Origin of the sequence: Mesonia mobilis DSM 19841, assembly GCF_000423405.1 — a bacterium.
GTDB lineage: Bacteria > Bacteroidota > Bacteroidia > Flavobacteriales > Flavobacteriaceae > Mesonia > Mesonia mobilis.
On sequence record NZ_KE384013.1, the window covers coordinates 99,295 to 120,754 of the forward strand.

Annotated in this window: 23 protein-coding genes, 1 tRNA gene and 1 pseudogene; 19 read left to right on the top strand and 6 right to left on the bottom strand. The window is 34.3% G+C overall.

What is annotated here, in order from left to right; translation table 11 throughout:
* Positions 1 to 27 precede the first annotated feature (27 nt).
* The 5 genes from porK (at position 28) to G551_RS0112865 (ending at position 5,731) form a co-directional block, all read left to right on the top strand.
* Positions 28 to 1,416 (top strand): T9SS ring complex lipoprotein PorK/GldK, encoded by a 1,389-nt coding sequence (gene porK, locus G551_RS0112845; RefSeq protein WP_027885938.1) that lies wholly within the window; start codon positions 28 to 30, stop codon positions 1,414 to 1,416.
* 85 nt (positions 1,417 to 1,501) lie between these two features.
* Positions 1,502 to 2,146, top strand: a complete 645-nt coding sequence (gene porL / locus G551_RS0112850; RefSeq protein ID WP_027885939.1) for a type IX secretion system motor protein PorL/GldL — start codon at positions 1,502 to 1,504, stop codon at positions 2,144 to 2,146.
* Between the two features lie 33 nt (positions 2,147 to 2,179).
* Positions 2,180 to 3,721, top strand: a complete 1,542-nt coding sequence (gene porM, locus G551_RS0112855) for a type IX secretion system motor protein PorM/GldM (RefSeq protein WP_027885940.1) — start codon at positions 2,180 to 2,182, stop codon at positions 3,719 to 3,721.
* 16 nt (positions 3,722 to 3,737) lie between these two features.
* Positions 3,738 to 4,634, top strand: a complete 897-nt coding sequence (gene porN, locus G551_RS0112860) for a type IX secretion system ring subunit PorN/GldN (RefSeq protein WP_027885941.1) — start codon at positions 3,738 to 3,740, stop codon at positions 4,632 to 4,634.
* A 62-nt stretch (positions 4,635 to 4,696) separates the two neighbouring features.
* Positions 4,697 to 5,731: an NAD(P)/FAD-dependent oxidoreductase gene (locus tag G551_RS0112865; protein WP_027885942.1), complete on the top strand. Its 1,035-nt coding sequence runs from the start codon at positions 4,697 to 4,699 to the stop codon at positions 5,729 to 5,731.
* Here the strand turns inward: G551_RS0112865 and G551_RS0112870 are convergent.
* On the bottom strand, positions 5,724 to 6,101 hold the full coding sequence (locus G551_RS0112870) for a DUF983 domain-containing protein (RefSeq protein WP_027885943.1): 378 nt from the start codon (positions 6,099 to 6,101) through the stop codon (positions 5,724 to 5,726). The two genes, G551_RS0112865 and G551_RS0112870, sit on opposite strands and share 8 nt — an antisense overlap.
* Positions 6,102 to 6,171: 70 nt before the next feature.
* Between G551_RS0112870 and G551_RS0112875 the strand changes: the two genes are divergently transcribed.
* Positions 6,172 to 8,088 (top strand): ABC-F family ATP-binding cassette domain-containing protein, encoded by a 1,917-nt coding sequence (locus tag G551_RS0112875; RefSeq protein ID WP_027885944.1) that lies wholly within the window; start codon positions 6,172 to 6,174, stop codon positions 8,086 to 8,088.
* 11 nt (positions 8,089 to 8,099) lie between these two features.
* On the top strand, positions 8,100 to 8,279 hold the full coding sequence (locus G551_RS0112880) for a CPXCG motif-containing cysteine-rich protein (RefSeq protein ID WP_027885945.1): 180 nt from the start codon (positions 8,100 to 8,102) through the stop codon (positions 8,277 to 8,279).
* A 46-nt stretch (positions 8,280 to 8,325) separates the two neighbouring features.
* Here the strand turns inward: G551_RS0112880 and G551_RS16475 are convergent, their stop codons facing one another.
* The 3 genes from G551_RS16475 to G551_RS0112895 all read right to left on the bottom strand — a co-directional run bounded on the left by G551_RS16475 (position 8,326) and on the right by G551_RS0112895 (position 9,998).
* Positions 8,326 to 8,487, bottom strand: a complete 162-nt coding sequence (locus tag G551_RS16475; RefSeq protein ID WP_027885946.1) for a DUF1328 domain-containing protein — start codon at positions 8,485 to 8,487, stop codon at positions 8,326 to 8,328.
* A 5-nt stretch (positions 8,488 to 8,492) separates the two neighbouring features.
* Complete coding sequence (locus G551_RS0112890) at positions 8,493 to 8,861, bottom strand: hypothetical protein (RefSeq protein WP_027885947.1); 369 nt, start codon at positions 8,859 to 8,861, stop codon at positions 8,493 to 8,495.
* Positions 8,862 to 8,960: 99 nt separating this feature from the next.
* Positions 8,961 to 9,998, bottom strand: a complete 1,038-nt coding sequence (locus tag G551_RS0112895; RefSeq protein ID WP_027885948.1) for a helix-turn-helix domain-containing protein — start codon at positions 9,996 to 9,998, stop codon at positions 8,961 to 8,963.
* Between the two features lie 118 nt (positions 9,999 to 10,116).
* Between G551_RS0112895 and G551_RS0112900 the strand changes: the two genes are divergently transcribed.
* From G551_RS0112900 to G551_RS0112920, 5 genes are all read left to right on the top strand, one after another.
* Positions 10,117 to 11,169, top strand: a complete 1,053-nt coding sequence (locus G551_RS0112900) for a glycosyltransferase (protein ID WP_027885949.1) — start codon at positions 10,117 to 10,119, stop codon at positions 11,167 to 11,169.
* 75 nt (positions 11,170 to 11,244) lie between these two features.
* Positions 11,245 to 11,317, top strand: a tRNA-Met gene (locus tag G551_RS0112905).
* Between the two features lie 275 nt (positions 11,318 to 11,592).
* Positions 11,593 to 11,778: a hypothetical protein gene (locus tag G551_RS15905; protein ID WP_036243942.1), complete on the top strand. Its 186-nt coding sequence runs from the start codon at positions 11,593 to 11,595 to the stop codon at positions 11,776 to 11,778.
* Between the two features lie 62 nt (positions 11,779 to 11,840).
* Positions 11,841 to 12,305 (top strand): RNA methyltransferase, encoded by a 465-nt coding sequence (locus G551_RS0112915; RefSeq protein WP_027885950.1) that lies wholly within the window; start codon positions 11,841 to 11,843, stop codon positions 12,303 to 12,305.
* Between the two features lie 93 nt (positions 12,306 to 12,398).
* A complete protein-coding gene (locus tag G551_RS0112920; protein WP_027885951.1) occupies positions 12,399 to 12,893 on the top strand; it encodes a GreA/GreB family elongation factor in 495 nt (164 codons plus the stop codon).
* On the opposite strand, the gene G551_RS16290 is transcribed toward G551_RS0112920, so the two are convergent.
* Together G551_RS16290 and G551_RS16295 are read right to left on the bottom strand one after the other, a co-directional pair.
* Positions 12,890 to 13,387 carry a hypothetical protein gene (locus G551_RS16290; protein WP_051191399.1) on the bottom strand — a complete coding sequence of 166 codons (498 nt, stop codon included), beginning with the start codon at positions 13,385 to 13,387 and terminating at the stop codon, positions 12,890 to 12,892. The genes G551_RS0112920 and G551_RS16290 overlap by 4 nt on opposite strands.
* 232 nt (positions 13,388 to 13,619) lie before the next feature.
* On the bottom strand, positions 13,620 to 14,156 hold the full coding sequence (locus tag G551_RS16295; protein ID WP_051191400.1) for a carboxypeptidase-like regulatory domain-containing protein: 537 nt from the start codon (positions 14,154 to 14,156) through the stop codon (positions 13,620 to 13,622).
* 129 nt (positions 14,157 to 14,285) lie between these two features.
* On the opposite strand from G551_RS16295, the gene trhA reads away from it, so the two are divergent.
* The 7 genes and pseudogenes from trhA to G551_RS16685 form a co-directional block, all read left to right on the top strand.
* Positions 14,286 to 14,933 (top strand): PAQR family membrane homeostasis protein TrhA, encoded by a 648-nt coding sequence (gene trhA, locus G551_RS0112930; RefSeq protein WP_027885952.1) that lies wholly within the window; start codon positions 14,286 to 14,288, stop codon positions 14,931 to 14,933.
* 69 nt (positions 14,934 to 15,002) lie between these two features.
* The gene (locus G551_RS0112935; RefSeq protein WP_027885953.1) at positions 15,003 to 16,925 is read left to right on the top strand and encodes a M1 family metallopeptidase; all 1,923 of its coding nucleotides are present in this window, start codon (positions 15,003 to 15,005) and stop codon (positions 16,923 to 16,925) included.
* Between the two features lie 195 nt (positions 16,926 to 17,120).
* Positions 17,121 to 17,882 carry a hypothetical protein gene (locus tag G551_RS0112940; protein ID WP_027885954.1) on the top strand — a complete coding sequence of 254 codons (762 nt, stop codon included), beginning with the start codon at positions 17,121 to 17,123 and terminating at the stop codon, positions 17,880 to 17,882.
* Positions 17,883 to 18,345: 463 nt separating this feature from the next.
* Entirely contained in the window at positions 18,346 to 18,399 is a 54-nt protein-coding gene (locus tag G551_RS16980; protein WP_373294424.1) for a hypothetical protein, read from the top strand.
* 101 nt (positions 18,400 to 18,500) lie between these two features.
* Positions 18,501 to 19,385: a GTPase Era gene (gene era / locus G551_RS0112950; RefSeq protein ID WP_027885956.1), complete on the top strand. Its 885-nt coding sequence runs from the start codon at positions 18,501 to 18,503 to the stop codon at positions 19,383 to 19,385.
* Between the two features lie 89 nt (positions 19,386 to 19,474).
* Complete coding sequence (gene der, locus G551_RS0112955) at positions 19,475 to 20,779, top strand: ribosome biogenesis GTPase Der (RefSeq protein ID WP_027885957.1); 1,305 nt, start codon at positions 19,475 to 19,477, stop codon at positions 20,777 to 20,779.
* Between the two features lie 211 nt (positions 20,780 to 20,990).
* A pseudogene (locus G551_RS16685) lies at positions 20,991 to 21,460 on the top strand (hypothetical protein); the annotation flags it as partial.

The following is a 21,460-nucleotide window of genomic DNA, read 5'->3' on the forward strand; positions in this document are numbered from 1 at the left end:
ATTAAGATCACCTTAACCTTAAATGTTATGAAGAAAGTATTTTTAATTATTGCAGTAGCCTCATTTTTAGCTAGTTGTAATAGCGGAACACAAGGCCAATTAGTTGGTGCTCGTGGGAAAAAATGGCATCCCGAAAAACCATACGGAATGACAGAAGTTCCTGGAGGTTCGTTTATTATGGGTAAATCTGATGATGATATTGCAGGACTTAATAATGCTCCTACAAAAACGGTAACTGTTCGTTCGTTTTACATGGATGAAACAGAGATCACTAATGCGGAATATAGACAATTCGTGTATTGGGTTAGAGATTCTATCGTAAGGCAAAAATTAGCTGAAGCTGCTGAGATTGGTGGCGGAGGCGGTGGTGATGCTGAAGGTGGTAACGGTGGATCTATTCAGGATTACGCATTTAAAGGTTCTCAACAAGAGGGTGGTAGAAATAATGGGACAGGAGAAACAACAGAAACTCCTTACCAACAATATTCTATTCATTACGATCCGAATAAACAACGTTTGAATTGGGATCCGGAAATTCTTTGGGCAACTGCAGAGTATCCAGATCAAGATTATGTTGCGGTAATGGATGAGATTTACCTTCCAGACACGCAGTCATACAATGGTCAACGTTTAATGGATGTAACTAAGTTTGAATATAGTTACAAAACTATGGATATCGAGGCTGCAGCAAGAGCTCAAGGTGATCGTTCTCAGTTTATCAAAGAAGAGAAAGTTCAGGTTTATCCAGATACTACTGTTTGGATTAAGGATTTTAGTTATTCTTATAATGAGCCAATGCATAACTCTTATTTTTCTCACGCAGCTTATGATGATTATCCTGTTGTTGGTGTGAGTTGGACGCAAGCTAAAGCTTTTTGTGATTGGAGAACTTTAATTCATAATGGTTACAGAAAATCTAAAGGAGAAGATAACGTAGATAGGTATCGTTTGCCTTCAGAAGCAGAATGGGAATATGCTGCTAGAGGAGGATTAGAATCTGCAACTTATCCTTGGGGTGGTCCTTATGCTAAAAATGATAGAGGTTGTTTCTTAGCGAACTTTAAGCCTTTAAGAGGTGATTATGCTGCAGATAATTCTTTATATACTGTTGAAGCAGATTCTTACGAGCCTAATGACTACAATCTTTACAATATGTCTGGAAACGTAGCAGAGTGGGTAGATTCTTCTTATGATGCTGCTTCTTATGAATATTATTCTTCAATGAATCCTAACGTTAACGATAAAGACAATAAACGTAAAGTCGTTAGAGGTGGTTCTTGGAAAGATGTTGCGTATTTCTTACAAGTAAGTTCTAGAGACTACGAATATGCAGATTCAGCAAGAAGTTATATCGGGTTTAGAACTGTACAAGATTATCTTGGTAACGAGGTGAATTTAAATCAACCTCCAAGATAACATATTAATATAGGTGCTAATTTATAGCGCACGATTCTCAATTAATTTTATACTTAACTTAACTTAAACAACTAAAACTTTTATTATGGCAAAGTCAAAAAACAGCAAAAAAATTATGAATATGGTCTACGGTCTTGGAGCGGCTGTAGTAATCTTAGGAGCATTATTTAAAATTATGCACTGGCCGGGAGCGGGTCCAATGTTGATCGCTGGTTTGGTAACAGAGGCATTAGTATTTACAATTTCTGCTTTTGAACCTGTTGATAATGAATTAGACTGGTCTTTGGTTTACCCTGAATTAGCAGGAGGAGCTTCAGCACCAAAAAATGTTGCTAAAAAACAAGACGTTAAAGAAGCAGAAGTTTCTTTATCGAAAAAATTAGATGATATGCTTAAAGAAGCTAAAATTGACGGAGCGTTAATGTCTAGCTTAGGAGAAAGCATTAAAAACTTTGAAGGAGCAGCAAAAGGAATTGCACCTACTGCAGATGCAATGACTTCTCAGAAGAAATACAGTGAAGAAATGACTTTAGCCGCTGCACAAATGGAGTCGTTAAATAATCTTTATAAAGTACAAGTAGAATCTGCAAGTAAGCAAGCTGAAGTTAACCAAGCTGTAGCAGATAACGCTGTAAAACTTAAAGCTGAAATGGAGTCGTTAACTTCAAACTTATCTTCTTTAAATAATGTTTACGGAGGTATGTTAACCGCAATGAGACCTCAAGCCTAATCTAATAATTAATATTTAAAACAATTACTTAGTATGGCAGGAGGAAAACAGACCCCAAGACAAAAGATGGTAAACCTGATGTATTTAGTGTTTATCGCGATGATGGCACTTAATATGTCAAAAGAGGTTCTTACTGCATTTGGTTTAATTAACGAAAGTTTAGTTGAAGCCAATAATGATGCAGAAGAGAGAAATACAGCTTTTATGGCTGGTTTAGCTGCAAAAGCAAATGAGCAACCTAAAACGTATAAACCTTTACAAGAAAAAGCTCAGAAAATTCAAAGTATTTCTTCAGATTTAAATAATTATGTAGCCACTTTAAAAGAAGGGGCGTTAGCAACACAGGAAGATCCAGAGAATTATGAAACGATGGATAATTCTAATTACTTTGATGAAAAATTCTATCAAAGTAAAGTAACCAAAGAAGGTCAAGAATTTGTTGCTGAAATCGATGAGTATCGTAATCAGATGATTGCTTTGATTGGTGAAAACTATCCAACTATTGCTGAAGAAGTAGAGAATAAATTTTCTACAGAGAAAATTAAAGATAGAGAAGGAGTAGAAAAGGAATGGATTTACTACAATTTCGTAGGATTCCCATTAATCGCTTCTATTACTAAGCTTACTCAGATGCAAAATGATATTAAAACTGTTGAGAATGAAGTTCTTTCTACTATGTTACAAGGAGAGATGACATCTCAATTGTCAATGAGTAACTATGAAGCTATTGTAGTTCCTACTAAAACAGCATTTTTTAGTGGCGAGCAATTTCAAGGTAAAGTTGTATTAGGTCGTTTTGATAACAGTTTAACTTTTGATAAAGTCGTTGTAAATGATAACGAATTGACAGGTCAAACTGGTCAAGTTAATCTTGAATTCCCAGCAGGTAATGTTGGTCAACAAGATATTACTGGAGAATTACAATTTAAAGAAGGAGATTCAATTGTCAAGATACCAATTAAAAGTTCTTATACGGTAATCCCAGAACCTAATTCAGCAGTTATTTCTGCAGATAAAATGAATGTAGTTTATCGTGGTGTAAAAAACCCAATGACTATTTCTATTCCTGGAGTACCTTCTGTAAGTGCAAATGCACCAGGTTTATCTCCTAGTGGAGGTGCTGGTAGTTATGTAATGGATGTTACTAACGTTAAATCTAGAGAAGTTACTATTAATGTTTCTGGAGAGCTTCCTGGCGGTAAACCAGTTTCTAGTAGTAAGAAATTTAGAATTAAAGAAATTCCACGTCCAGTTGGTGTAATTGGTGTAAAAGATGGTTCTGACGGAATTATCAGAATGCCAAGAAATCAAGTAGAAATTAGTCCAATTGGTGCTACATTACCAGATTTTGATTTCGATTTAAATTTAACAGTTTCTGGATTTAAATTTCAGGTAACAGGTAAGCCTGCGGTTCAAGTAAACGGTAACCGTTTAACAGGTTCGGCTAAAGCAGCTTTAGCAGGTGCGAAGAGAGGTGCTACTGTTCAAATTTTTGATATTCAAGCTAAGATCGCAGGTAACTCTTCTTATAAATTACCTAAAGTTGCACCGCTTGTTATTGAATTAACTAATTAAGATTAAAAACGAGATAATGAAAAAAAGTTGTTTATTAGCATTTGTTTTATTTTCTGCACTTTCATCTTATGCGCAGTTAAATATTTTAAATGCAACAAAGCCTGAAGAAATAGGTAAGAAAAGCGAAGCTGCTATTCAAGCAGATAATGATGATAAACCGCTTCCTTATGGTTATGTTGGTGAAAGAGATATCTTATGGGCCAAAACAACTTGGGAAGAGATTGATTTAAATCAACGTGTGAATTTTCCTTTACTTTATCCTATAGATGATTTGGGGCCTGGAAGAAGACCTTTGTTTGATCTTTTGGTTGAAGCTGTTACAAAAGATAGCATTAGTGCTTATAGAGATGATTATTTTAAACAAAAGATGTCTGTTGAAGATATAAATCTTAACTTGGAAGCAAAAGATTTGAGTGAAGCTGGTTTAGCTGCACAAAACGCAGGTGAAGAAATTCAAGATTGGATGTATCTTAGAGCAAAAGCTGATGCGAATGCAGTTCAAGCCTATAGAATAAGAGGGTATTGGTATTTTGATAAGCGTCAAGGTGAATTGAAGTATCGTTTAATAGCTATCGCTCCAATGGTATATTCAGCTCAAAACTTGTTACAGCAACAAGAAAATCCTGATATAGAAGTTGAAGCTGTAGAGTTGTTTTGGGTATTTTATCCTGAGGTTAGAGATATTTTGCACGATAACTATGTTTTCAATGGTAAAAACTCTGCAAATCCTATTACTTTTGATCATCTTTTAAATTCTAGACGTTTTGACGCTACGATTTATAAAGAAGATAATGTTCAAGGTGATAGAGCTGTAGATGATTACATCGCAGATAACTCTTTAATGCAACTTTTAGAATCTAATAGAATAAAAGAAACAATCAGAAATTTTGAATCTGATATGTGGAATTACTAAGATTTTCATTATCATAAAACATAAAACGCCCTTTTTATAAGGGCGTTTTTTTATATTCAATTATGAGAGAAATAGATTATATAATTGTCGGTTTTGGACTTTCAGGATTAAATTTTGCAAAAAAACTTATTGATGAAAATAAGAGCTTTGTCGTTTTTGATAATCAATCTGAAGATGCTTCTCGGGTTGCCGGAGGTATTTTTAATCCGGTAATTTTAAAACGCTTCAATTTAGCTTGGAATGCAGATGTGCAACTAATTTATGCTAAAAATGTATATCAATCTATAGAGAAACTATTAGGGGTAAATTTTTTGCATTCAAAACCTATTTATAGACGATTTAATTCAGCCGAAGAGCAAAACGATTGGTTTACGGCTAGCGATCAGCCTCGACTTTCCAAGTTTTTAAATACCGAGTTAAAAAAAACTATACCTAATATTGAATCTGAATTTTCTTTCGGAGAGGTGAACGAAACCGGATATTTAGATACAGTTTTACTTATCGAAACCTTTAAAAAATATCTTCATAAACAGGAAAATTTTATTGAAGAAGCTTTTGATTATAACGAATTGAATTCAACTAAAAATAGCTACAAAGATTTTACCTTCGATAACATTATTTTTTGTGAAGGTAACGGATTAAGCTTAAATCCGTTTTTTAATGATTTGCCCTTGGTAGGTAATAAAGGCGAATATGTTACGATTAAATGTGAAGGTTTAGACTTAGATGAAATGCTTAAATTTTCATTGTTTTTAATCCCATTAGGTGATCATTTATACAAAGTAGGAGCTACTTATAACCGTCAATTTAAAAACAGAAAACCTAGCGCTTCAGCTAAAAAACTAATTTTAGCTAAACTTGATAAAGTTTTACAATTACCTTACGAAGTAGTTCATCAAGAAGCAGGCATTAGACCTACCACAAAAGATAGAAGAGCTCTTATCGGGAGACATTCAGAAATTAAAAACTTCTATGTGAATAATGGTTATGGTAGCCGCGGTATCATTATGGCACCATCAGCTGCAAAATGGTTGTATGATTTTATTGAGCATCAAAAAGCACTTCCGGTAGAAGTAAATATCGATCGTTTTAAGTAGTTTTCTTGTAACTTAAGAAAAAGTTGATCCAGATATTTCTAGACAATCTCATAATTATAGGCATTAATAAAATTAACACTACAATAATGCTTATAAAAGATGCGAAAAGGCCAAAACCAATAAAAAAATGAGCAATGATAAATGATGCGACAGAAAAAGCAACACCTAGCGCATAACTAACATACATAGCACCATAAAAAAACGAAGGTTCAATTTTATATTTCGTTCCGCAATTACTGCATCTTTCGTGCATATCATAGATCTTACCTAATTTGTATGGATTTTTTTCAACATACATACTTTCTTCTTGGCAGACCGGGCAAGTTCCTGTAAAGATGCTGTAAATTTTGCTTCCTTTTAGTAAGTTCATGAGTTCTATTTTTATAGAATTACAAATTTAAGCATCTTTGCAGACAATCAATGTAATTTTAGTTACACAAATGCTGAATATTCACAATTTATCGATATCCTTTCAAGGAGAATTTTTATTTGAAGAAATTACCTATCGCTTAGGCGCAGGAGACCGTATTGGTCTGGTGGGTAAAAATGGTGCAGGAAAATCGACCATGCTTAAAATTTTAGCGGGCGATCTTGAACCCGATACGGGGCAAATCGCCAAAGAGAAAGATTTAAGTATTGGTTTCTTAAGGCAAGATATCGATTTTGTTGAAGGTCGAACGGTTTTAGAAGAGGCCTATGAAGCATTTGAAGAAATTAAAAAGCTAGAATCTCAATTAGCTGAAATTAATGAGCAACTCGCTACGAGAACCGATTACGAAAGTGAAGCTTATAATCAACTAATGATCGACTTAAATGATGTTCAACATCAATATGAAATCTTAGGCGGTTATAATTACCAAGGTGAAACAGAGCGTATTTTACAAGGTTTAGGTTTCAATAGAAAAGATTTTGATAAGCAAACCGATACTTTTTCAGGAGGTTGGCGTATGCGTATCGAGTTGGCTAAACTTCTTCTTCAAAGCAATGATGTTTTACTGTTGGATGAGCCGACTAACCACTTAGATATCGAGAGTATTATTTGGTTAGAAAGCTTTTTAAAAGGTTTTCCTGGTTCAGTCGTGATTGTTTCGCACGATAAAATGTTCTTAGATAATGTAACTAACCGAACGATTGAGATTTCATTAGGTAAGATTTATGACTATAATAAAGCTTATTCAAAATATCTTGTACTTAGAGAAGAACGTCGAGAGCAACAATTAGCTGCGCAGAAAAATCAGCAGAAAGAAATTGAGCAGACAGAAAAGCTGATCGATAAATTTAGAGCAAAAGCCAGTAAAGCTTCAATGGCGCAATCGCTAATCAAGAAGCTCGATAAAGTAGATCGTATTGAAGTAGATGAAGATGATAATGCGGTAATGACGTTGAATTTTCCTATTTCTATCAATCCGGGAAAAGTTGTGATCGAGGCAGAAGATGTTTCTAAATCTTATGGCGATAAAAAAGTACTTAATAATGTCGATCTGATGGTCGAAAGAAATACCAAAACTGCTTTTGTAGGTCAAAACGGACAAGGAAAATCGACTTTAGCCAAAATAATTGTGGGAGAACTTGAACACGAAGGAAATCTTAAATTAGGGCACAACGTACAGATCGCTTACTTCGCGCAAAACCAAGCGGAATATTTAGATGGCAACAAAACTATTCACGAAACGATGGTCGATGCCGCAAACGAAAAAAACAGAACTAAAGTAAGAGATATTTTAGGGGCATTTTTATTTCGTGGTGACGATGTCGATAAATATGTAAAAGTACTTTCCGGAGGTGAAAGAAATCGCTTGGCATTAGCAAAAATGTTGTTGCAACCGTTTAATGTGTTGGTAATGGATGAGCCGACCAATCACCTAGATATTCAATCTAAAAATGTTTTAAAAGAAGCGTTAGCCAATTTTGAGGGCACTTTAATTTTAGTTTCTCACGACCGTGATTTTTTACAGGGTTTAACCAAAACGGTTTACGAATTTAAAGATCATCAGATTAAAGAGTTTTTAGGAGACATTGATTATTACCTAAAAGAAAGAAGCATTGAAGACCTGCGTGAAGCTGAAAAGAAAACAGTTAAGAAAGAACAGAAAGCAACAGAAGAAACTTCAGCTAAAAAATCTTATAAAGACCAAAAGAAGCTAAAATCGCTTAATAATAAACTGAGTAATGTTGAATCGAGCATTAATAAATTAGAGCGCAACATTAAAGAAATAGATGTCGAGTTGGCTACTAATTATGATGAAACTGTTGCAGATCCAAAGTTTTTCGACAATTATCAAGCTAAAAAAGATGAATTAAGTAGGTTGATGAAAGACTGGGAAAACATTCAGTTAGAGTTAGAAAAATACAGCTAAATAAAGTAAAGATGTTAGAACATTTTTTTCAATGTCCATATTGTTGGGAAGAAGTTTCGATGTTGTTAGACCCATCGGTTAGCCAAACCTATGTAGAAGATTGTGAAGTTTGTTGTAATCCGATGAAAGTTAGCGTTCATTTTGAAAATGGAGAACTAATTTCTTTTCAGGCAGAAAATTTAGAACAATAAAAAAGAGGCTTTTAAAGCCTCTTTTTTATTTTACATATCTTATGTTTTATCTTCTAAACGCCCGAGATAGTAAAGAAATTACCAGCAGTACAATAAAAATGTAAAAGATAATTTTTGCTATTTCGGCTGCGCCATCTGCAATTCCACCAAATCCAAAGATTGCTGCTACTAAAGCGATAATAAGAAAAATAACGATCCAACGTATCATAATAATTAATTTTTAGAGGTTAGTATTGGTTTATGATTGTAGCCTCTAACTTGATTATAAAAAGAAATATTCTTTCTGTTTTTTTGTAAACAAGTTAAAAGTAAATCTCTAAGGTTGTTGTAATGAACTTCGGCAATTCTAGTATTTGCCACGAGAATTTTATCATCTGTTACTTGATGATTGTTGTAACTGTATTGTAAAAAAGCAATTTTTCGATGGTAATCGATCACCACATTTTCTGCTTTAAAATGCTTTTTAAGTATGTAACAATACAATTTGTCTGAAGTTTTTTTCACAGAAGAAACTTCACCGGCCAACGAATTTTTTATGGTTGAAATTTGTTCGCCTTCATAATAAAACTCTCTTACTTTCATTTTTTTTTGTTTAAAGATAATTCAGAAAAGAGTTATAAAGTTGTTAATATGAGTAGTTTGGCTTTAGTTTAACAAAGAATTTTCAGAATTCTTAATTTTTTAAGAATCTATCTTGTCTTCTAGATTTGCTTTCCCTTGGCGATATTGATTAGGAGTAATTTTGTACTTCTCTTTAAATATTTTGGAAAAATAACTTGGGTTGCTTAAACCTATTTTTTCAGTGATCTCACCAATGCTTAATTCAGAATTTATAAGTAAATCTTTTGCTTTTTCTACTCGAAGTGATTGAATGTAATTATTTACCGTATCGTTATATAAATACTTAAAGCCTTCTTGCAGTTTGTTGATGTTTATGCCAATAGAATCTGCTAGTTGTTGTACGGTTTTAGAAACCGATAAATCTTTGTTGATCTCCTCTGTAAGTTCAACAATTTTTTCAATTTCTTTCTTTCGAATAACCGATTGGTTTTTATTCAACTTTAAATCGTCGGCATATTGGTCTATTTGCACGGCAAGAATTTCTAAAGCTTTAGATTCAAGTTTTATAGCTCGAAGAAAGTCTGAAAACAGATCAGTATTCATTTCAGTTATAATATCTGCAGTTTGTAAGCTGTAATTGCCTTGATAATAAAAAAGTTTCGTTGCTTTTATATCACCAAGTAATGGTTTTAACGGATGATCTAATTTAGTTAAGCTACAACTGTAATATTTAGTAAATTCTCTTCGATTAATTTCTAAACTATTAATATGAACTTTTTTATTTTTTTCAAAATGAAGTATATGTCCGTTAAATGCGCTACTGGCAACTAAAACATTTTGGTATTTTTCGATGGTGCTTGCTTTTTCAAGTTCTTCAAAGCAATGCTTAATGCTACCTTCGCTGCAAAAAATAAATTTTAAAGGATGAATTTGGCTTAAGGAAAAATGAATCTTTAGATCTTCAAAAAAAGTACAGTTGTATTCAATAACACCGAGGCCCTTTCCAAAATTAATTCCACGAATAAAGCCATTACCAAATTCTTTGGGGATTTCTAAAACAAACTCATCACAATGTTCAACAATCCCACAATTAAATTCTTTAGCAAGGTCTAAAATAACGTCTTTTAACGGAAGCGATTGTACGTATAAATCTTTCATTTAAGCTTATGTGATATTATTTGTTTGATATGAGTTAACTAATAAAGCCTAATCTTTTGAAATTTGACTCTCAATTTCACAAAATTTAACAGTTATAAACAATACGCAGCCCAAAAAAATGAAGATTGCATTACTAGGTTCTAGTTACGATGTAGTTACGTCTGTTCCAGAAAACTATAATCAAGAGTATATTTATTCATTTATCAAAGAATTATTAAATAAAGGTCATGAGGTTACTTATTTTGGCGTTTATGGTTCAAAATTAGCTTGTGAAGTTTACAGTTTAAATTTAGATTCTATCGATTGGGGATATGACAAAGACCTCTCTGATAATGTAAAATCTTACGCCGAAAAGCAACACGCTTATTTCGAGATTTTTAAATATATACAAGAGTCTAATTTTGATATTGTTCACAATTTATCTGAACAACAAATACCCGTATTTACCGCTCAATTTCTAGAGATACCTACGGTTACTACACTTTTTGAAAAGCCCAAAGGTTTATTGCAGAGCTCTGTAAAGCTTAACCAAACACCTAAAAACTATTATGTTGCCGTTAATCACGATATTGCTAATAGTTGGATGGGACACAGCAAGATTAATGAGATTATTTATAGCGGAGTTAACTACAAAGATTGGGTGTATAACTCAGAAAGTAGCTCAAATACTATTCTGCTGCTTTCTAAAATATCAGCGCAACAAAATGTTGAATCGATTATCGATGCAGCTAAGCAAGGAGGTTTTCGATTACAAATTTTTGGTGAAATAGATGATGAAACTTATTATGAGCACAAAATTAAACCTTTATTTAATCAAGAAATTAATTATTACGGAAGCGATCAAGCCTCTGAATATCAAGGGCATTTGAACCAAGCTACGATAGCGGTTATTACCAAAGAGCAATTTGAGAAATCGGGGCACTTTACGTTACAGGCGCTAAGCTGCGGAACACCTGTTGTTGTATTGGCAGAACATATCGATTCTGATTATTTACCAGAAATGTGCGGAACACAAATAAATTCGAACGATCCAAGTGTTTTGCGAAAGGCTTTCGTAAATACGACTAGAAAATCTAGAAGTGATTGCAGAGATTATGTAGTTGAAAAGTTTGATTTTAAAAAAATGACAACCGATTATATCTCCTTCTACGAGAAAGTGTTAGCCGTTTAGGTGAAAATAAAAGTAAAAAATATGTTATTTTATTTGGTTAGATAGATTAAAAAGACATATATTTGCAGTCCAAATCGCGGGATAGAGCAGTAGGTAGCTCGTCGGGCTCATAACCCGAAGGTCACTGGTTCGAGTCCAGTTCCCGCTACTACAAAGCCTTCAGTTTCTACTGAAGGCTTTTTTATTCTCAAAAATGAAGTGACTTGAAACTTGCCTCAAAGAAATTTTTCACGGTTACCATTCAAATTCATTCAATTTAAATATTACCATTTTTTAACACTTAACCCCTAATGTCAAGGTATTTGTTAATAGATGTTATATCAAGCTTAAGAAAAGATTAAATAAGATTTCTGTAACATTATTCACAAACCATTCTTCATAATTTGCTCTCCGCTATGACAATTCTGTCAAAAAAAAATTACTATGAAAAAGATCATTACAATTACATTCTTATTTGCATTTTTATTAGTGTCAACGTCCATTTCGGCACAACCAGGCTTTCCAGATTTTGTGAATGATGAAGAAACTGCTCCGGCAGCACCAATTACAGGATTATTACCATTAGGTTTAGCTTTAGGAGCTTATTTCGGTTTTAGAAAGTTAAAGTAAACTTTAATTTATAAAGTTATAGATTTGTAGCATTTCTAATGATGTTACAATTTTTATAGCTAATGCAAGAGAAAAGTTTAGAACAAGGTTATTTTGGTATAGGAATACAAAATGGTAAAACGCCAGAAAATTTAGGAGTTTTATGGCGTTCTGCACAAAATTTTGGAGCCAGTTTTATCTTTACGATAGGCAATAGATATCAAAAACAAGCTTGTGATACGCATAAAGCTGTTGGTGCTATACCTTATTTTCATTATGATACTTTTCAGGACTTTTATAATAACTTACCTAAAAGTGCTTTGTTAGTTGGGGTTGAATTAACCCATGAAGCAACTTGGCTTGAAGAGTTTGAACACCCTAGGCGATGTGTCTATTTATTGGGTGCTGAAGATCATGGACTTTCAAATGAAGCTATTGAAAAATGTCATAGAATTGTCAAATTCAAAACGCCATTAAGCCTCAATGTTTCTGTGGCAGGTAGTATTGTATTATACGATCGTAATACAAAAGGAACTGTAATTATCTAATATTTGCATAAATCAAAGAAAAATTGTATATTAAAATAATCCCTTTTCGAACTTCGGTTTGGAAGGGGATTTTTTATAAGTAAAAAACAAGTTATGAGTAGAGGTTTTGTAAAAGAAGAAGATCAGGAAGAAGCTCCAATAATTCCGCCAAGAGCAGCTCTGCCTAATGGAGTGACCAATTATGTTACTCCTAAAGGTTATCAAGATTTATTAGATGAATTAAAAGCGTTAGAACAGGAGCGAGTTGAACTCGATGCTTCCAATGAAACAGAAAAACGAAGAGCTTCCGGAGTAATTGATGGTAAAATTGTACTATTAAAGGAACGTATATCTTCCGCAAGAATAATTCAGCCTTCACAACAAAAACAAAATGAAATACGATTTGGAGCTAAAGTAAAATTAAAAATGAATGGCAAGCTTCAGCAATTTCAAATTGTAGGAGTAGATGAAGCAGATATTAAGCAGCAAAAAATTGCTTTTGTTGCTCCTTTAGCAAAAGCCCTAACCGGAAAGGCTAACGGAGATCAAATAAATTTCCGGTTAGGGCAGGAGAGTAGAAAAATAGAAATCTTAAGTATCGATTACTAAATTTTTTCTTTTATTTTTTCGATTGCTTCTTCAATGGTTTTATTGGGTTCGATGATATTATTTTCTCCCCAAAAATCTTTATCGTAAAAGCCAGAAACATCATCGACCATCACAATAGAAGGTCTAATAAGGTTATTTGTTTTTTTCCAATTTTCTTCGTGAGGTTTCCGGTTGGTAATGATCATTTCACTATTAAAATCGTAGCGAGAATTAAAAAGTTTGTTTTTCCAATTCACCACAAATTTCATGTATGCGCTGCTGTAGCTGTAATACCATTTTTCGTTTTCTTCAGAATAATCTATTTGGTAAGCTGTTTCAATAGGAAATACCTTTGCACTTCCCGGCTTTTTTCTAACAAACATATTCATAGCAGCTCTCCGATTGTCTACGTTTAAACTGTAATCGGCTTTCACTAAAGTGAGCGTTTTTGCATCGATGTAAAGCTTGCCAAAGTACCAAGGCAGTGAAGTATTTATTTCTTCAAAATTGATCACGTATAAATATCAATCTATAAATTTTGTAGGCTCGTCAAAAGTAAATTTAAATCCCTCTATTGTGCTATTATAAAAAGAAAATCGGGATACTTCATAATATCTACTTAAAGTGGTCCAAACGGTCCGCCTTTAAGTTTAACCGCCAATGTATCTAAGTTGTTATAGTCAGAACTTTTTCTGGCTTTAAATAAAGAAACACGGTCTTCTCTTTTCGAGTTGTAAGGTTGCTTTTCTATGTTAACAACCGCTTCAGATAAAGAAACATGCTTGTTGCGTTGTTGAATACTTTCACGGTAAATCCGGTTAATAAAACCGTTTCATTTAAATAATTATCACCTTTATTCTCTAAAGTTTGTTTTACGATTTTCTTAGCATCGACGGCAGAAAATAATTCTACTTCAGATAACTTTTCAGTAGTAACTTCTAACGCAATGATCGTATAATCTCTGTTGAAATAATCTAAATGAATATTCTTGGTTTCGTAACCTAATACATAAACAGAAACCACAAGATCTAAATTCTCTTTCGGTACTTTTAAAGTAAATTCTCCTTCATTATTAGTTATAGTAGATAAAGTTGAATTTTTTACCTTTAGATGAGTAGATGCAATTCCGTCTTCACTTTTCTTATCGATTACTTTCCCTTTATATTCTATGTAAGAAACAATTTCGTTATTATTCTGGGCGTTAAGATGAAAAGAAAACAAATCGCAAGTCACAAGTAATAAACCGTAACTTAGCTGAGCTAATAATTTTTGAATAAATTTCATAACAACTATATTTAGGGGTTAAGGAAGCTTTGTGTTTACAATTCACTGAAAATAAGCAAGTTGAAAAAGTTGAAATTTGCTGATTATTCAATAAAAACAGTCAAATTCCATTTAATAAATAATTTTAAGTTGAAAATATTCCCATCCTATTATCGCCAGGCTGAAGAAAAAATTAATGTGATTACGCACGCTTTTGGTTTTTTACTAAGTGTGGTCGCGTTTATATTTTTCATCAGAAAATCAATTGAATTACAAAATTGGGGATATGCAATCTCCACAATAGTTTATGCGGTAAGTCTTATGGTATTGTATGCAGCTTCTACCGGCTATCATTCAGCAAAAGGCAGAAAATTAAGGGCGAGATTAAATATCTTAGATCATGCAGCAATTTATATTTTAATCGCAGGGACGTATACACCATTTACATTAATAATCTTAAAAGGTACTTTAGGTTATATCTTATTTTCCATAGTTTGGGCAGTAGCAGTGGTGGGAGTGATCTTAAAATTATTTTACACCGGCAAATTCAAATTACTATCGACCATCATGTACGTCGCAATGGGGTGGATCGTTATTTTTGCCATCAAACCATTACTTGAAAATTTACCGACTAACGGAATTTGGTTGTTATTTGCCGGCGGTTTTTTCTATACGCTTGGTGCCGTTTTGTTTATGTTCGATAAACTAAAATTTAATCATGCCATCTTTCATGTATTTGTGTTGTTAGGTTCAATTTCTCACTTTTTGGCGATATATTTCTACGTAAATCCGCATTGAATATCGAATAAATTTTAGTCATCATTTCTTAAATTAGCAACTTAAAATTTTCAAACCCAAATAAACCTTATGAAATTACTTTCAAGAAACCTTATCGGTCTTTTCTTACTTACGTTCTGTTTTTATCTACAGGCGCAAGACGTAAAAGAAGATAATCAAGATTTGTTTAACGATGTGTTATACCGTCAAGGAAATGTTTACCGAACTGCATCAGGAAAACCCGGACCAGAATATTGGCAGAATCGCGCCGATTATGAAATTGAAGCCGAATTAGACGATGTAAATCATACGCTAACCGGTAAAATAACCATTACATATACCAACAACAGTCCGGAGCAATTAGAATTTATCTGGCTGTATTTAGAGCAAAACCGTTTTACAGAAGATTCTCGCGGTACTTTAACCACACCAACCGAAGGAAATCGATATAATGGCGATGTTGAAGGAGGTTATAAAATAAGTAATTTAAAAGTTGAAAAAGATGCTGCAGAACACCTAATTACCGATACGCGTATGCAAGTATTTTTAGATGAACCTTTAAAAGCCGGCGGTAAAGACGTAGAGATCTCGATGAATTTCACTTATAAAATTCCGGTGGAAGGAATGGACAGAATGGGAAGATTAGACGTGAACGACGGTACGATTTACGCGATGGCACAATGGTATCCTAGAGTAGCTGTTTTCGACGATGTAACCGGGTGGAATGTTGAGCCTTATTTAGGAGCAGGAGAGTTTTACTTAGAATACGGAAATTTTGAATACGCGATCACCGTACCTTACGATCATACGGTAGTAGGTTCAGGTCTTTTACAAAATCCAAAAGATGTACTTACCAAAACTCAGCAAGAGCGTTGGAAGAAAGCTGAAGAAAGTGATCAAACAGTTTACATCATTAAACCGGAAGAAGTAGGAACCGCTGCTTCACATCCAGAGAAATCTGGTAAAGTAACTTGGGAGTTCGAAATGGAAAATACGCACGATGTTGCTTTTGCTTCCTCTAAAGCATTTATTTGGGATGCAGCGAGAATCAATCTTGCTAATGGTAAAAAAGCAATGGCACAATCGGCTTACCCAAAAGAGAGTGATGGACAAAAAGCTTGGTCTAGATCTACTGAATATACCAAAGCTTCGATCGAATTTTATTCAAAAACTTACTTTAATTACCCGTGGAAAAGTGCTGTAAATGTAGCTGCAGAAATTGGCGGGATGGAATATCCTGGACTAAGCTTTTGTAGTTGGAGATCAAAAGAAGCTTCACTTTGGGGAGTAACCGATCACGAATTTGGTCACAACTGGTTCCCAATGATTGTTGGTTCTAACGAACGTCGTTATGCTTGGATGGATGAAGGTTTTAATACATTTATCAATCATTTTAGTTCTAATGCGTTTAATAATGCAGAGTATCCTTCGCAGTTAGAAAAAACCAGAAGAATCGTGCCTTATTTAAAGAAAGAAACTCGTCAGGGTATCGATACCTATCCAGATATGACGAATCTCAGAAATTTAGGATATACCGCATATTACAAACCGGCTACCGGTTTAATGATGTTAAGAGAATATGTGTTGGGAGCAGAGCGTTTCGATAAAGCTTTTAAATCGTATATCAAAACTTGGGCATTTAAGCATCCTCAACCTGCAGATTTCTTTAATCATATGGAAAATGTTGCCGGAGAAAACCTAAGCTGGTTCTGGAAAGGTTGGTTCTACGGAAATAAAAACATCGATATTGCTGTAAATAACGTTGAGCAAAAAGAAGGAGGTTATTCAATCGAGTTAAGTATGGAAGGTGAAATTCCCATGCCGGTAAAATTAGCGGTAACTTATACCGACGGAAGTTCAGAAGAAATCAATCTTCCGGTAGAAATTTGGCAAAGAGGAGATACTTGGTCTCACTTTTTAAGTACTTCAAAAACAATTCAAAAAGTAGAATTCGATCCTAATAAACAGATTTCAGATATTCACGCTGCTAACGATACTTGGGAAAAAGAGTAATTAAAATTTAATTTTAATAAACAAAAAGCCTTCAATTTTCTTGAAGGCTTTTTTCTTTTTAGACCGATAAGTTTTTAGTGAATACGTTAATTATACGTTAAAACGATATAAATGAAAAACCACTTGAAGTGGTTAGGCGTAAGTATTTGAAATTTTATAACCTAAAAACTAATAATTAAGAAAAGAATTACTCATTTGGTTGTTGCATTTGCCATAATCATTCTTTCAGGAAATCTTTCCGCTCAGGTAGTAACTAGCGGAGCCGATGATGGCACGAGCGGAACTTTACGTCAAGAAATTTTAGATGCATCTCCCGGAGGCGTCATCACATTTGCTGTAGGTGTTTCAACCGTTACGCTTAACAGCGAAATCGAAATAGATAAAGATATTACGATTAGCGGTGGTTTAGTGCTCAATAATACCATCGATGCTAATGGTAATGGCAGAATTTTTAATATTACTTCAGGTAGTGTTATACTTGACGATCTTAACTTAATCAATGGGGTTAAAGCAGATGGAGGTGCTGTTTACATTGCCAATGCAGACCTTTTTATTAACGACTGTGAATTTAACGATAATACTACAAACGGAACTTCTGGTTCTGGTGGTGCATTGTTAAGTATTGGTGGCGATGTTTTAATAGAAGCTACAATTTTCGAAACCAACTCTGCAGTTCGTGCCGGTGGTGCGATAGAAGTGATCGACGGTAGTTTAACGATTCTAAATTCAGATTTTTATGCCAATGATGTTGATGGAGTAGCAGGAGTAGCTGCGCCGGGTAATGGTGGTGCAATTCATATTACAGGAGCTGCTATGATTTCTATAGAAACTTCAGAATTTTTCGATAATAGCGCAGCGAATGAAGGTGGAGCACTTTGGAATCAAGTGAACTCAACGATGAATGTGTATGAAGTTAGCGTAGATAGCAATACTGCTGCAGATGGCGGTGGAGTTTAAAACAATGGTGGAATTTTAAATATTGAAGCTTCAACAGTTTCAAATAATGAAGCTATGGTTACTTCCGGTGGTGGTATATCAAACGATAGCGGAGAATTAGATCTTTTTAGAAGTACCGTTGCATCTAATGTAGCAGCAACAATGGGTGGTGGCGTTTATAACAATGATGTAATGTCTATCAACGCGGTAACCATTGCTTTTAATGATGCTGCTACTGGCGGCGGTTTACACGCAGCAACTCAAACTGAAATTAAGAACACTTTATTGGCAGAAAACACTGCAAGTTCAGGAGTAAATATTAGCGGTTCTGTAACTTCTTTAGGTTATAATTTAGTTGAAGAAGACGATGAAAGTATTTTTTCAGAATTAGCTTCAGATATTTTAGATGTGGTGGCAAATGTATCTCCGCTACAGGGGAGTAAATCAATTAAATTTAAATCAACTTTCTTCCGGAGTTTATGTGATGAATATATCAACTTCCGCAGGAAAAGAATCGCATAAAATAGTAATTCAATAATTACTTAACCTTAAAATACCCCAAAAGCCTTCAGTATCTGCTGAAGGCTTTTTTAGTTTCTAATCAATTTTAAAGTATCTTTGTCGCCTAATTCAATTTTTATGGCACATAAAGCTGGTTTTGTAAATATTATCGGAAACCCTAACGTTGGGAAATCTACGTTAATGAATGCGTTTGTAGGAGAGCGATTATCGATCATCACTTCAAAAGCGCAAACTACTCGTCACCGTATTTTAGGTATCGTGAACGGAGAAGATTTTCAGGTCGTGTTAAGCGATACTCCGGGTATTATTAAACCTGCTTACGAACTTCAATCTTCCATGATGGAGTTTGTGAAATCTGCTTTTGAAGATGCAGACGTGCTGGTTTATTTAGTTGAAATTGGCGAGCAAGAATTGAAAGACGAAAACTTTTTTAAGCGAATCACCAATTCTGAAATTCCTGTTTTATTACTGCTGAATAAAATTGATAAAAGCAACCAAGAATTAGTTGAAGAACAAGTAAATCTGTGGAAAGAAAAAGTACCGAATGCCGAAATTTTTGCCATTTCAGCATTAGAAAATTTTGGAGTTCCGCAGGTATTCAACCGTATTTTAGAGTTATTACCAGATTCGCCACCTTTCTACGATAAAGAAGCCTTAACCGATAAACCGGAACGTTTTTTTGTGAATGAGATTATTCGTGAAAAAATTCTACTCAACTATAAAAAAGAAATTCCGTACAGTGTTGAGGTCGAGACAGAAGAGTTTTTTGAAGAAGAAGAGATCATTAGAATGCGTAGCGTGATTATGGTAGAGCGCGAAACTCAAAAAGGAATTATAATTGGGCATAAAGGCAAGGCCATCAAGCAAGTTGGGGTTGAAGCGCGTAAAGACCTAGAGAAATTTTTCGGGAAACAAGTTCATCTAGAACTCTATGTAAAAGTCAATAAAAACTGGCGTAGTGACGACCGTCAATTAAAACGCTTTGGCTACAACCAAAATTAAAATTCAACAGAAATTTCATTAAAACATCCTGCAGAATACTTAAAATCTATATTTTAAGCTGTATTTTTGCGCCGTAAATATCTATTTGTATGAGCAATATCGTAGCTATTGTGGGGAGACCCAACGTAGGGAAATCTACATTTTTTAACCGATTAATTCAACGTCGAGAAGCGATCGTAGATTCGGTAAGCGGGGTTACCAGAGACCGTCATTATGGTAAATCAGACTGGAATGGTAAAGAATTTTCTCTTATCGATACCGGTGGTTACATTGTAGGAAGTGATGATGAGTTTGAGGCAGAAATAGATAAACAAGTAGAGTTAGCTATCGATGAGGCAGACGCGATTATCTTTATGGTCGATGTTGATTCTGGCGTAACACCGATGGATGAAGATGTCGCAAAATTACTTCGTAAAGTAAAAAAGCCGGTATTTTTAGCGGTAAACAAAGTAGATAATAGCGCTCGTGAAGCCGATGCCGTAGAGTTTTACGCTTTAGGTTTAGGCGAATATTATACCATTGCAGGAATAAATGGTAGCGGTACGGGAGAATTACTCGATGCTTTGGTAGAAGCCCTCCCGGAGAAAGAAGAAGAAGTTGAAGAAAATTTACCAAGGTTTGCTGTAGTAGGTCGTCCTAATGCAGGAAAATCTTCATTTATCAATGCGTTAATCGGGCAAGATCGTTATATCGTTACCGATATTGCAGGTACTACACGTGATGCGATCGATACCAAATATAACCGTTTTGGTTTTGAATTTAACCTAGTCGATACTGCCGGAATCCGAAGAAAAACCAAAGTAAAAGAAGATCTTGAGTTTTACTCGGTCATGCGAAGCGTACGCGCGATTGAACATTCCGACGTTTGTATTCTTATTTTTGATGCTACACGTGGGTTTGACGGTCAGGTACAAAACATTTTTTGGCTAGCAGAACGCAACCGAAAAGGGATTGTGATTTTAGTGAATAAATGGGATTTGGTTGAAAAAGAAACCAATACCATGAAAGATATGGATGCTAAAATTAGAAGAGAAATAGAACCTTTTACCGATGTGCCGATCGTGTTTATTTCGGTATTGAACAAACAAAGAATCTACAAGGCGATAGAAACAGCCGTTGAGGTTTACCAAAACAGAAGTAAGCGAATTAAAACAAGTGAGTTAAATGATACTTTGCTTCCGCTTATTGAAAATTTCCCGCCGCCGGCGTATAAAGGAAAGTACGTAAAAATCAAGTTTATCACACAACTGCCAACACCACAACCACAATTTGCTTTTTTCTGTAATCTTCCGCAATACGTAAAAGATCCTTACAAACGATTTTTAGAGAATAAGCTTCGAGAAAAATTCGATTTTAACGGTGTTCCGATTTCCGTTTATATGCGGAAAAAATAGAATTTTCTCTTTCATATTAAATTTTAACATTCAGCTCAAGTGCCTAAATACTTGAGCTGAACTCGTTTAAAAACAAAATTTAACACAGAATTTACATTTAGTCGGATTTTTTTTAGTTTTATCGATATATTAGTCGAATAAAACCAAAACAGTTCGGTGGGATACCTACAAATTGAAATTCCACCTGCTGGCCTCAAAAAATCCCACGCGTATGAGAAAAATATTACTTCTCTCGATTTTTTCTTTATTTTCTTGTTATGCAATTGCTCAAGTTGGAGTTGGTACAGACTTACCAAATCCTTCAACACAATTAGATGTTGAAGCCAACGATAAAGGGATTTTAATACCTAGAATTCAATTAACAAGCATTACCGATCAGCAAACCATCACCGCCGGAAATGTTGAAAGTTTACTAGTTTTTAATACTGAAACAAATGCTGAAGTTGTCCCCGGTTATTATTACTGGTATAATGGCGAATGGCGCAAGCTCTTAGTTTCAGGTGAATACAGTAATGAAACGATCACATTTTTAACCGATAATGCTGACGGAACTTTTATTTATACCAATGAAGATGGCACGCAAATTACCTTCGATGCGAACACGGTAACCTACACCGATAACGGAAACGGCAGTTATACTTTTACGAATGCCAATGGACAAACATTAACGATCGATGTTGT